11 protein-coding genes and 1 pseudogene are annotated in these 12,127 nt (G+C 72.5%); 9 read left to right on the top strand and 3 right to left on the bottom strand.

The genetic code is table 11. From position 1 onward, the window contains the following. Positions 1 to 282: 282 nt before the first annotated feature. Both ABD331_RS57705 and ABD331_RS57700 read right to left on the bottom strand, forming a co-directional pair. Positions 283 to 1,872, bottom strand: coding sequence for an ABC transporter permease (locus tag ABD331_RS57705; protein WP_344495596.1), 1,590 nt, complete (start codon positions 1,870 to 1,872; stop codon positions 283 to 285). After that, positions 1,869 to 2,513: pseudogene (locus ABD331_RS57700) on the bottom strand (AAA family ATPase); the annotation flags it as partial. The gene ABD331_RS57705 and the pseudogene ABD331_RS57700, both read right to left, overlap by 4 nt. 181 nt (positions 2,514 to 2,694) lie before the next feature. Between ABD331_RS57700 and ABD331_RS57695 the strand changes: the two are divergent. From ABD331_RS57695 to ABD331_RS57665, 7 genes are all read left to right on the top strand, one after another. Further along, positions 2,695 to 3,108 carry an Hsp20/alpha crystallin family protein gene (locus tag ABD331_RS57695; RefSeq protein WP_344495594.1) on the top strand — a complete coding sequence of 138 codons (414 nt, stop codon included), beginning with the start codon at positions 2,695 to 2,697 and terminating at the stop codon, positions 3,106 to 3,108. A gap of 68 nt (positions 3,109 to 3,176) precedes the next feature. Next, a complete protein-coding gene (locus ABD331_RS57690) occupies positions 3,177 to 4,016 on the top strand; it encodes a universal stress protein (RefSeq protein WP_344495592.1) in 840 nt (279 codons plus the stop codon). Between the two features lie 22 nt (positions 4,017 to 4,038). Continuing rightward, a complete protein-coding gene (locus ABD331_RS57685) occupies positions 4,039 to 4,968 on the top strand; it encodes an alpha/beta fold hydrolase (RefSeq protein WP_344495590.1) in 930 nt (309 codons plus the stop codon). 91 nt (positions 4,969 to 5,059) lie between these two features. Beyond that, on the top strand, positions 5,060 to 6,535 hold the full coding sequence (locus tag ABD331_RS57680) for a WS/DGAT/MGAT family O-acyltransferase (protein ID WP_344495588.1): 1,476 nt from the start codon (positions 5,060 to 5,062) through the stop codon (positions 6,533 to 6,535). Positions 6,536 to 6,566: 31 nt separating this feature from the next. Continuing rightward, the gene (locus ABD331_RS57675; RefSeq protein WP_344495586.1) at positions 6,567 to 8,072 is read left to right on the top strand and encodes a long-chain-fatty-acid--CoA ligase; all 1,506 of its coding nucleotides are present in this window, start codon (positions 6,567 to 6,569) and stop codon (positions 8,070 to 8,072) included. 110 nt (positions 8,073 to 8,182) lie between these two features. Continuing rightward, positions 8,183 to 8,374, top strand: a complete 192-nt coding sequence (locus ABD331_RS57670) for a DUF1918 domain-containing protein (protein ID WP_344495584.1) — start codon at positions 8,183 to 8,185, stop codon at positions 8,372 to 8,374. Continuing rightward, positions 8,371 to 9,690 (top strand): wax ester/triacylglycerol synthase domain-containing protein, encoded by a 1,320-nt coding sequence (locus ABD331_RS57665; RefSeq protein ID WP_344495582.1) that lies wholly within the window; start codon positions 8,371 to 8,373, stop codon positions 9,688 to 9,690. The genes ABD331_RS57670 and ABD331_RS57665 overlap by 4 nt, the downstream gene beginning before the upstream one ends. On the opposite strand, the gene ABD331_RS57660 is transcribed toward ABD331_RS57665, so the two are convergent. Beyond that, entirely contained in the window at positions 9,683 to 9,862 is a 180-nt protein-coding gene (locus ABD331_RS57660) for a hypothetical protein (protein ID WP_344495580.1), read from the bottom strand. The two genes, ABD331_RS57665 and ABD331_RS57660, sit on opposite strands and share 8 nt — an antisense overlap. A 141-nt stretch (positions 9,863 to 10,003) precedes the next feature. On the opposite strand from ABD331_RS57660, the gene ABD331_RS57655 reads away from it, so the two are divergent. Together ABD331_RS57655 and ABD331_RS57650 are read left to right on the top strand one after the other, a co-directional pair. Next, positions 10,004 to 10,375, top strand: coding sequence for a hypothetical protein (locus ABD331_RS57655; RefSeq protein WP_344495578.1), 372 nt, complete (start codon positions 10,004 to 10,006; stop codon positions 10,373 to 10,375). A 121-nt stretch (positions 10,376 to 10,496) separates the two neighbouring features. Further along, complete coding sequence (locus ABD331_RS57650) at positions 10,497 to 12,005, top strand: serine hydrolase domain-containing protein (RefSeq protein WP_344495576.1); 1,509 nt, start codon at positions 10,497 to 10,499, stop codon at positions 12,003 to 12,005. The last annotated feature ends 122 nt before the right edge of the window (positions 12,006 to 12,127 follow it).

Below are 12,127 nucleotides of genomic sequence, written 5' to 3'. Positions count from 1 at the left end.
CGGCACACCTCTGACAACCTATCAAGAACATGTGGCTCGCCCTCACCCCCGGGCATCCGCGACGGCGCTCACACGTACAGCAGCAGGAGGCCGTAGGCCGCCACCAGCAGGCGGACTGACCGCGACGGAGGCGGTCGTCGACGGCACCGGCGGCCAGATACAGCATCAGGATCCTTCTGGCGGATCGCGCTCACCGAAGGCGGACCTCCTGACGCGGGCGGACGTTGCTGCGTTGGCCCCCGCTGTAGGTCCGCCTCGCCCGTCAACGACAGCGTCAGGATTTCAGCCGCCCTGCACGTCGCGTCGCTGAAAGGCCGTCATCCCCACGAGGAGAAGCGCGGTCGTGACGGCCCCGAGCCAGAGCAGCGGCCCGAGGTCCAGCGGCTGGCCCAGGGCTCGCGGCACATGCGCGAAGGGAGACAGGTCACGCACCCAGCCGGCTAGTTGGAGCAGCTCGCCCAGCTGGCCGAGCAGGGCGGAAGCCACCAACGCCGCCCATGCCAGCGCGGTCAGCCGGGGCAACAGTCCGAACAGCAGCATCGCGATCCCCGCCAGCGTCCACGTGGCGGGCACCTGGACCAGGGCCGCGCCGAGCATGCGGCCCCCCTGCCCGAACGGGTCGCCGATTCGCAGGCCGTGCGCGATCCCGGCGGCCAGCCCGCCCGAAGCGAGGACCACCGCGCTGCCGCCGAGTGCCATGGCCAGATGACTCAGGATCCAGCGTCGGCGAGCCACGGCCGTGGCCAGGACGGGCTCGGCTCTGAGGGCCGCTTCCTCGCCCTGCAAGCACAGCGTGGCCTGAACGGCACAAGCTCCCGCGACCAATCCGAGCAGGCCCAGCTCCGCGGCCAGAAACGTGTCGGTCAGCGCCCCCGCGCCGCCCACCGCCGCCAAGATCGCGGCCAGCTGCGGGTTGTCACCGACGATGTCGCCCACGCTGTGGGCCAGCGCGCCGAATAACAGACCTACGATGGCGAAGCCGACGCTCCAGCCGAGCAGGACACCGCGCTGCAACCGCCACGCCAGAGCCATCGGGCTCCTCAGAGACGGTGCGGCCTCCGTCACGCCCGGCTGCGCGGGCACGAGCCTCGAGCCGAGGTCACGCCGCCTGGCCACCAGAGCCGCCGCGGCCACCAGCACCGCGCCGGCGACGGAGAACAGCGCCACCACCCACCAGCGCTCGCCGGCGAACGCCCGCATCCGCTGCGCCCAGCCCAGCGGAGACAGCCACACGAGCGTTTCCACCTTCGCGGCGTCGCCGAGCGCGCGCAGCAGGAAGGCCAGGCCGAGGACCGCGGCGGCGATGGCGCTGGCGGTCCTGGCATGCGCGGTGAGCTGGGCGGCGAGGAGCGCGACCGCGGTGAACACCCATCCCGTGCCGCCCACCGCCAGGCCGAACGCGAGCGCACCCGCCAGGGGGAGCCCCTGACCGGCCAGGCCCACGGTGATCAGTAAGGCGATGAGCAGGTTCGAGGCCGCGGCCAGCAGCACCGCCGAGGCCGCGAGCGCGTGGCGGCCGACCGCGCACGCGCCGACCAGCTCGGCCCGTCCGGTCTCCTCCTCGGCCCGCGTGTGCCGGATCACCGTCATCAAGCTCATCAGGGCGGCCAGCACCGCCGTCATGGTGGTGCCCCGCCACGCTGTCAGCCCGCCCACCGAGGCCGCGTCGAAGACCGGCCCGGTGAGCGCCTGCAGCGCGGGCGCCGCGCCGATCGTGACCCCCAGAGCGATGCGCTGACCGGCCTGTGGGTACAACGCGGCGATGGCCGAGGCGCTGGCGACGACGACGCCCACGATCACGACGATCCAGGCGGGCAGCGGCACCCGGTCGCGGCGGAGCGCCAAGCGCAGCAGCGTCAGCGTGCCGGTCATGCCGCCACCTGGTAGTGCCGCAGGAACAGCTCCTCCAGGGTGGCCGGCTGGCAGGTCAGCGTGCGCACGCCCGAGTCGATGAGCACGCGCAGCACCGCCTGCAGGTGCTCGCCATCGACCTGGCAACGTACGCGCGAGCCGTCGGCGATCAGGTCGTGCACGAACGCCAAGCCGGCCAGGCCGTCAGGGGTGCGCTCCAGCTCGGCGCTGATCGCGATCCGGGTCAGGTGGCGCAGCTCGGCCAGGGTGCCGGACTGCACCGTCCGCCCGTCGCGGATGATCGTGACCTGATCGCAGAGCGCCTCGACCTCGGACAGGACATGGCTGGACAGCAGCACAGTGCGGCCACGGGCACGTTGTTCGCCGATGACCTCGCGGAACGCGGCCTCCATCAGCGGGTCCAGGCCCGAGGTGGGCTCGTCGAGCAGCAGCAGCTCGACGTCCGAGGCGAGCGCGGCGATCAGGGCCACCTTCTGGCGGTTGCCCTTGGAGTAGGCGCGGCCCTTCCTGCTGGGGTCGAGATCGAAGCGCTCCAGCAGCGCCGCCTTGCGCCGCGGGTCGAGCCCGCCGCGCAGCCGGCCCAGCAGGTCGATGGCCTCCCCGCCGGACAGGTTCGGCCACAGGACGACGTCGCCCGGCACGAGGTTCGACACCTTCAGCCCAGGTCATCGGCAGCTCCGGCACCAGGGACGAAGGTCCCGCGCTTGGCCCTGGCGAAGGAGGCGATGGTCCCGCCGGCGCGGGTCCTTCTCCTCTGGAGACACGGCTGCCCCGGGTGTGGTCTGAGGATGTGGGATCGAAATCCCACGGAAGGAGGCTGCGATGAACCTGCCTGAGCGGAGGGACATCAGGTTCCCGTTCCCGGAGTTGCTGGAGTGGATGGAGAGCCCGATGTTCGGGTTCCGCCCGTTCGGACAGATCGTCCGGGTCGAGGACTACATCGCCGACGGCCGGTACGTGCTGCGTGCCGAGCTGCCCGGAATCGACCCCGACAAGGACGTCGAGGTCACGGTGGACGGCGGCATGCTGCACATCCGGGCGGAGAAGACCCGCAGGTCCGCCGAGCCGCACCGCTCCGAGTTCGCCTACGGGTCGCTCTCGCGGACGGTGGCGCTGCCCGCGACGGCCAGGACCGACGACGTCAAGGCCGTCTACAAGGGCGGCGTCCTGGAGGTCAGCGTGGGGCTGACCGAGGAGAAGAAGGCCGGGGGCCGGCGGATCACCGTCGAGCACTGACGCCTGGCGGGCGCGGGCGGCGGCGCCCCGCCCGCGCCCGCCGCCTCACCTCAGGGAGGAGGACGGTGATGAACAGAGCTGTCGTGGTGGGATTCGATGGATCGCCGGCGGCGACGGCGGCCCTGCTGTGGGCGGCCGAGGACGCCGGACGCCGGCAGCGGCCGCTGCGGATCGTCCACGTGCGTGAGCCGTGGGCCGGCGAGCACCCGCTGAACGGTGTGGGCACGTTGACGGAGCGGTGCGACGCGCTGCTGGAGAACGCCGCCGCGCGGGCGCGAGCGGCCGTACCCGAGGTGACGGTCTCGACCGCCCTGGTGACGGGCGCCGTGCTGCCGCGTCTGCTCAGTGAGGCGGAAACGGCCGACACCCTGCTGGTGGGCAGCAGAGGCCTGGGCGGGGTAACCAGCATGGTGCTGGGCTCGGTCGGGCTCGGCCTCGCGGGGCGCACCGGCTGCCCTCTGGTGGTGGTCAGGGCCTTCCGCGCCGCTACCGGCGGTGACGTCGTGGTCGGCGACGACGGCTCTTCACATGCGCAGGCGGCGCTGGAGTACGCGCTGGAGCAGGCGTCGTCCCGAAAGACGAGAGTCCGCGTGATCTACGCCGTGCCGTTCCCCGCCCTCGCCCCACACCCGGCGGGATACGGCCCGCTGCCGGTCCAGGACGCCGATGGCGCTCGCAACAGCCTGGCACCCTGGAAAGAGAGGTATCCACAGGTCGAGATCGTCGAGTCGGAGATCCACCGGCACCCGGTGCCCGCCCTGGCCGAGGCCTCGCGGACGGCGGGCCTGGTGGTCGTGGGCTCGCGTGGCCTGACCGGGCTCACCTCCGCGGTGCTCGGCTCGGTCAGCCACGCGGTCCTGCACCGGTCCCGCTGCCCGGTCGCCGTGCTCGCCGGTCCCCGGTCCTGACCCCGGTCCGGTGAGGTTCTCCATGGACACAAGGCCGTCCCCAGGCGGCTCCCGCTGGGCCGATCTCGGAGATCACGTCCACTACCTGGACTTCGGCGGCCCGCAGGGCGGACCCGTCGTGGTCGCGGTGCACGGCCTCGGCGGCTCGGCGCTGAACTGGCTCGCCGTCGCGCCGCTGCTCACCGGCCGGTGCCGCGTGCTGGCGCCCGATCTGGGCGGGCACGGGCTGACCCGCACGCGTGAGCGGCGGGCCGGGGTCGCGGCCAACCGGCTGCTGCTGCACCGCTTCGTCGAGCAGGTCGCGGGCGCGCCGGTGATCCTCATGGGCAACTCGATGGGCGGCATGATCTCGCTGCTCGAAGCGGCCGCGCACCCCGAGGCGGTGGCGGGCCTGGTGCTGCTGGACGCGGCGGGCCCGTTCGGCCGCGCACTGCCGGACCCGGTGGTGGCCGCCGTCTTCGCACTGTACGGCATGCCCTGGGTGGGGACGGCCGTCATGGCCCGCCGCCGGGCGATCCCCGCCGAGACCGCGGTCGGCCTGATGCTCAGGCTGTGCTGCGTGGACCCGGCACGCGTGCCGCCCGGCGTCGTCGCCGAGCACGTGCGCCTGGCCCGCCACCGCGCCGAGCTGGAGCACTCCGGCCAGGACTTCCTGCAAGCGGCCCGATCGGTCGTGCGGACGGCCGCCGGGCTGTCGTACCGGGCGGCGGCCCGCTCGGTGCGCGCCCCCGCGCTGCTCGTGCACGGCGAACGCGACCGGCTGGTGCCGGTCTCCGCCTCCCGCGCGCTGGCCAGGGCACATCCGTCCTGGCAGCTCGTCGTCCTGGACGCAGTGGGCCACACCCCCCAACTGGAGGCGCCGGGGGAGACGGCGGACGCCGTGCTGAGCTGGCTCGACGGCCAGGAGCCGGCGGTCCGGGCCGCCCGCCATCCGCTCGCACGTCAGGAATAACAGCGTCCGATCCGGGACCTTGTGCCCTGCCGGTCCTCCTGACCCCGGACGACGCTGAGGCCAACCGGCATACGCGAAGGTGGCGACGGACATGGCCGATCACATGAGCCCGCTCGACGCGGCGTTCCTGACCCTGGAGGACGAGCAGCCCGAGGTGTCGATGGCGATCTCATCGGTCGCCGTCCTGGAGGGCCCGCCGCCCGGCCAGGAAGAGTTCCTCGACGCCATCCGCGCCCGGCTGCCGCTGGTGCCGCGCTACCGGCAGAAGGCACGGCAAATACCGCTCGACCTGGGGCCGCCCATCTGGGTCGACGACCCCGCCTTCGACCTCGCCTACCACGTGCGGCGCGTCGCCCTGGCCCCGCCGGGCGGCGACGCGCGGCTGAGCGAGCTGATCGGCGACATCATGTCCCAGCGGCTCGACCGCGCTCACCCGCTGTGGGAGTACTGGGTGATCGAAGGGCTGGCGGGAGACCGCTGGGCGCTGGTGTCCAAGGTGCATCACTGCATGGTGGACGGGGTGTCCGGCACCCACCTCTACTACGTGATCTTCGACGAGTCGCCGGAGGGCACCGCGGGCCTGCCTGCGGACGAGTGGAACCCGGACGCCGAGCCGTCCGCCCTGCGGCTCACCACCGACGCGCTGCGCGACCTCCTGCGCAACCCGGTCGAGCAGGCGCGCGTGATCGGCCGGGCCCTGGCCTCGCCGCGCGACCTCGCCCAGAGCGTCGCGCAGACCGCACGCGGGCTCGTCCCGCTGATGGGCGCGTTGTGGCCGGCGGCGGCGAGCACCCTGACCGGCCCGATCGGCGAGCACCGCCGCTACGCCGTGGCCCGCGCGCCGCTGAGCGACGTCAAAGAAGTCGCGCACCGGGCCGGTGTGACCTTCAACGACGTCGTCCTTTCGGCGATCAGCGGCGCGTACCGGAACCTGCTGAGCGAACGCGGCGAGGACGCGCACCCGCACGCGGTACGCTCGCTCGTCCCCGTCTCGGTCCGCGCGCCAGGCGAGGAGGGCGTGTACGAGAACCGGATCTCGCTCCTGCTGCCCTACCTGCCCGTCCATCTGGCCGACCCGGCGTCACGGCTGCGCGCCGTCCACGAACACCTCGCCGAGCTGAAGGCGAGCGGCGAAGCACAGACCGGGGAGGCCATCACCCGGCTGGCGGGGTACGAGCCGTTCCCGCCCGTCGCCGGCGTCATGCGCCTGGCGGCGCACCTGCCGCAGCGCCAGATCGTCACCGTCACCACGAACGTCCCCGGGCCGCGCCGGCCCCTCTACCTGCTCGGCCGGCGAACCCTGGAGATCCTCCCGTACGTCCCCATCGCCACCCGGCTGCGCACCGGGGTGTCCATCTTCACCTGCTGCGACCAGGTCACCTTCGGCGTCACCGGCGACTACGACAGCGCGCCCGAGGTCGAGCGGCTGGCCCGGAGCATCGAGCGGGAGACCGAGCGGCTCTGCCTCGCCTTCCGTCCCTCGCCGGTGCTCTCCCGGCCGCGTGGCGCGAAGCGGCGCTCCCCGAAGACCGCGCGGACCAGGATCGCGGAGCCGCAGCCGGCCTGATCGCACGTCGGCCTGATCGAAGGAGAGAGCCATGTTCAACCTCGCCGTCATCCTGCGCGAATCGGCGAAGGCCGCGCCCGGCAAGGCGGCCATCCGCCACGACGGCGGCGCCATGACCTACGCCGAGCTGGACGCGCTGTCCGACTCGGTCGCCGAGGGCCTGACGGCCCTGGGCATCCGCCCAGGCGACGCCGTCGGGCTGCAACTGCCCAACATTCCCGAGTTCGTGGTGTCCTACTTCGGCATCCTCAAGGCCGGGGCGGTCGTCGTGCCGCTGAACCCGCTCCTCAAGGCCAGGGAGGTCGCCTACTGCCTGGGCAACTCGCGGGCCCGCGCCCTCATCACCTGGGCGCCGGTCGCCGCGGAGGCCGTCAAGGGCGCCACGGAGGAGGGCATCACCGACGTGTTCGCCGTCGGCTCCGCCGGCCCGGCCGCCCCGTTCATCGACCTGTTCAGGCCGGCCACGGATCGCCGGCCGATCGCTCCCAGAGACGGCTCCGACACGGCCGCCATCGTGTTCACCTCGGGCACCACCGGCGTGCCGAAAGGCGCGGAGCTGACGCACGTCCAGCTCTACATGAACGCCGACATCCCGGGCCGGCTGTTCGACGTGCGAGCCGACGACGTCGTGCTGACGATCCTGCCGATGTTCCACGTGTTCGGCCTGTCGAGCATCCTGAACGTGAGCGTCCGCTTCGGCTGCACGCTCTCCCTCGTCCCGCGCTTCGACGCCGGGGCCGCGCTGGAGGCCGTCGAACGTGACCGCGTGAGCATCTTCGAGGGCGTGCCCACCATGTTCGTGGCCGTGCTGGAGCATCCCGGCCTCGACCGGTACGACACCTCCTCGCTGCGCGTGGCCATCTCCGGCGGCGCCGCCATCCCGGCCCACGTCCTGGACGCCTTCGAGCACCGCTTCGGCGTGGTCATCCTGGAGGGCTACGGCCTCACCGAGACGGCCTCGACGACCACGTTCAACATCAGCGCCGGCGAGCGGCGCGCCTACAGCGTCGGCAAGCCCATCTGGGGCACCGAGACGCAGATCTGGGACGACCGGGGCAACCGGCTGCCGCCCGGCCGCGAGCACGTCGGCGAGCTCGTCACCCGCGGCTTCCACGTCATGAAGGGCTACCACGGCCAGCCGCAGGCGACCGCCGAGGCCATGGCGGGCGGCTGGCTGCACACCGGCGACCTCGGCTACGTCGACGAGGACGGCTTCTTCTTCATCATCGACCGCAAGAAGGAGCTGATCATCCGCGGCGGCTACAACGTCTACCCGCGCGAGGTGGAGGAGATCCTCTACAACCACCCGGCCGTCGCCGAGGCCGCCGTCGTGGGCGTCCCCGATGCCCGGCTGGGGGAAGAGGTCGCCGCGTACGTGTCGCTCAAGCCCGGCGAGCCCGCCACGACGGCGGAGCTGATCGCCTACTGCAAAGATCGCCTGGCCGCCTACAAGTACCCCCGCTACGTCGAGATCCGCGACGCGCTGCCCAAGACGGCCAACGGCAAGATCGCCAAACTGGAGCTCGCCCGGAGGTGAGAGGGGACGAACGTCCTGCCCGTTCCGCGACCTCCGGCCCTGCCCCGCGCGAGCCGCCGGCCGGAGGCTGGAGCCGGATGACAGCTCACACCGGAGTTGAGGAGTTCACCATGAACGCGACCGTGGGAGACCGGCTGATCGTCGAGGGTACATACGGCGCCAACGCCCGCCGGGAGGGCTTCGTCGTGGGCGTGGAGCACGCCGACGGCTCGCCGCCCTACCTGGTGCGCTGGCTGGACAACGGACGCGAGTCCCTGGTCTACCCTGGGCCGGACGCGCGCATCGTCCCGGGCCGCCGATGAACATCGACCGTGTCAACATCGACCGTGTCAGCCCCTCGGACGCCGCCATGCTCGCCATGGGATCGGGTGGCGCGCTGCCGCAGCGGGCCGGCGCCGTCCTGGTGCTGGAGCCCGGACCGGACTTCGAGGTGACGCGGGCGTCGGCGCTGCTGGGCGAGTGGATCCGCTCCGTTCCGAGGCTCAGGCGGCGGCTGGTGCGCGTCCCGTTCGGCTGTGGCCGCCCGGTGTGGGTGGACGATCCGCACTTCGACCTCCGGCTGCACGTACGCGAGCGCGCCTGCCCCGCACCCGGGAACGAGCGGGCGTTGCTCGACCTGGCGGCCGCCGTGCTGACCGGCCCGCTGCCGCCATCACGCTGGACGGCCGTCTTCGTGACGGGGCTGACCGGCGGCGCGGTCGCCCTGATCGTCGTTTTCGATCACGTGCTGGCCGACGGGATCGGCGGGCTCGCGCTCCTCGCCGCGCTCGCCGATCCCGCACAGCGGCAGGCGCCCGCCGACTTCCCGCTGCCTGGACCGTCCCGGCGGCGGCTGGCGGCCGACGCCTTCACCGAACGGCTGCGAGCGCTCGGCCGGGCACGAACGTTCCGGCAGGACGCCAGAACCGCCTTAGCCGCCACGGGCGGGCTGCGTCCGGAGCCCATCGCGCGATGCTCGCTGCTGCGTCCGACCGGCCCGCGCCGGACGTTCACCGTCGTGCGGGCAGACCTGGCGGCCCTGCGATCCGCGGCCCACAGCCACGGCTGCACCGTCAACGACGCCCTCCTGACCGCCATCACGGGATCGCTGAGCGGGCTCCTGGGACGGCGGGGCGAGCACGTCGAGGCCCTGTCGGTGTCGATGCCGGTAGCAGCACGGCGCACCACCACCTCCAGCGAGCTCGGCAACCGCTTCGGCGTGCTGATCGCCGCCCTTCCCGCCATCGGCCCCGCCCGTCAGCGCATGCCACGGATCGCCGCCCTGCTCGCCGAGCGCAAGAAACAGGCCGCGACCGCGTCCGCGGCCGATCTGTTCGGCCCGCTGTTCCGGCTGCTGGCCGCGCTCCGGCTCTACCGCCCCTACCTGCGCCGCCAGCGCCGCATCCACACCCTCGTCAGCAACGTACGCGGCCCCGGCGATCCCCTGACCCTCGCCGGCGCCGCCATCCGCGAGATCATCCCGGTGGCGGTCGCCGAGAACGGCAACGTGACGGTGAGTTTTGAGATCCTGTCCTACGCCGGCACGCTCGCCATCACCCTCATCGCCGACCCCGACAGCGTCCCCGACCTGGACGAGCTCGTCGCGTGCCTGCGTGACGAGCTCGCCGCCATCACGTAGATGGCTGATCGCCCGCGGACGTCCGCTGAAGGTTCTCGATGCTGCGCACGAGGGCCAGGTTCGCCGCTGTCAGCGTGCGTACCTGCTCCTCAAGACTGTCGACCGGCTTTCTCAACGTCAGCAGCTCCGCGTCGACGAGCGGCGCTTCCATGATCACGCGTCCACCGATCATGATCGGTTCACCTCCTGATGAGGCCATGGTGACTGCCCGGCCGGCCCTGCGGTACCGGCGAACGCCCTCACCCCGCGGGACCTATGGCACTGGCCGCACCCGCCGCCCGGACGGACGCTCGTGCTGAAAGGAGGTGGCACGATGAGGCTGACCTGGAAGGACGCCCTGGCCACAGTGGCCGCGGGCGTCAACGTGGCCGTCTACGTCGCCTTCACTCAAGGCGCGGACGTGCCGATCGTCGACAGCGTGCGCGGCGCCACCGGGACGATCCTGCTGCTGGGCCTGGTGGGCGGCTGCATGCTGAGCGCGGCGCCCGAGGAGTACGAGCGCAAGGGCTCCTACATGGCCGTCGCCAGCGCGCTGGGCGGCATCGCGCTCCTGGCGGGTGTGGTCGGGCTGATCGCGGCCAGCGAGCTCGCCCTGGCGGTGCTGTTCTACGCCACCATCGCGCTGTGGCTGATGGCCACCGTGCGGCACGCGCTCGCCCCGGCGAAGACGGAGGTGCTCCGGTGAGAAACGGGCCGAGACCTCCCCTTGGTCCGAGGTCTCGGCCGTTCTCGTCCCGTCCGGCGGCGAGAAGCGCTGCATCGCAGGGCCTGGACCGTCACCACCGGCCAGGCGGAAGGGAGCGAACGTGCATGATCAGCTCGACATGAGGGACGCCATCGACCGGATGCTGAACCGCAGGCCCGCCGTCGGCCTGGCGGTGGGTGTGGTCCGCGACGGCGCCCTGGAGTTCTTCCACGGGCACGGAGTCGCCGACATCGCCTCGAAGACGCCCATCACCGAGGACACCGTCTTCAGGATCGCCTCCATCACCAAGACCTTCACCGCCATCGCGGTGATGCAGTTGTGGGAGCAGGGGCAGGTCGACCTCGACGCCCCGGCAGGCCAGTACCTGCGTGCCTACCGGCTCATCCCCGCCAAGCCTGGCCACCGGCCCGCCACGGTCCGGCAGCTGCTGACGCACACCGCCGGGATACCCCAGATGGTCCACCCCGCACAGGCGCTCAGAAGCGGCTGGTTCGGGGAGAGCGTCGAGCTCGGCAGACCACTGCCGACGCTCGCCGAGCACTACCGGGGCCGCCTGCGCCTGGCCGCCGAACCGGGCACCGTCTTCACCTACACCGATCACGGCTTCGCCACCCTGGGCCAGATCGTCGAGGACGTGAGCGGGCAACCCCTGCACCGCTACCTGCGCGAGCACGTCTTCACCCCGCTCGGCATGGACGACACCGACCTCGTGCGATCTGCGCGCATCGCCTCGCGCCTGGCCACGGGGTACCGCCTGCGGGCCGGCGGGCCCGAGCCGATCACCGACCGCCAGTGGATCACCACCGCGGCCTCATCCGCCTACTCGACCTCGCGGGACATGGCACGCTACCTCGCCGCGCTCGCGGGAGGCGGTGCCAACCGGCACGGCTCGGTGCTGAAACCGGCGACGACCGCGTACATGTACGAGCCCCACTACCGAACCGACCCCCGCCTGCCCGGCATCGGGCTGGCCTTCTTCCGCACCGGTGGAGGAGGGCGGCTGGCTGTCGAGCATCAGGGCATCCTGCCCGGCTTCAACTCCCAGATCTTCGTGGCCCCCGACCACGGTGTCGCCGTCATGGCCTTCACCAACGGCTCCCCGCAAGCCCTGACGTGGCTGCCGGCCGAGACCGGACGGCTCCTCAACCGCCTGACCGGCGTCCCGGACGACACCGTCCGCAACGGCATCCCGCACCACCCGGAGCTGTGGGGCGAACTGTGCGGCCGGTACCGGCCGCGCGCCCAGCGGACCGACATGCAGGTGTGGTCCATGTTCGGCGCGGGTGCGGAGGTCGTCGTCAGGAAGGGGCGGCTCTGGCTACGGGTGCTGAGCCCGCTCCCGTCCCTGTACAAAGGGTTCCCCCTCCACCCCGACGATGCCCGCGACCCGTACGCCTTCACAATCGACCTGTCCGAGTTCGGGATCGGCACCGCACGGCTGGTCTTCCAGCACGGTTCGCCGGACACGTCCCTGCATCTGGACCTGCTGCCCCTGTCGCTGGACCGGCGTCCCGCGGCGGCGAACCCACGGATCTGGGCCGCGGCCGCGCTCACCGCCGCCACGGCCGCGGTCGCCGTGCGGGCCAGGCACCGCCGTCATGTGGCCTAAGCCACACATGTCCCGGGCCCAACGCCTCCGGACGGGCGGCGCCGGCAGGTCCACCGGACCGAGGGCGAGCACGCCTGCGTCACCTGTGCCGGCACCTGGCCCTGCGCCCCCGCCTTCATGCT

Source organism: Nonomuraea monospora, from assembly GCF_039531895.1.
Classification (GTDB): Bacteria; Actinomycetota; Actinomycetes; order Streptosporangiales; family Streptosporangiaceae; genus Nonomuraea; species Nonomuraea monospora.
The sequence above is the reverse complement of the archived record's forward strand: the minus strand, read 5'-3'. Positions and strand labels throughout refer to the sequence as shown.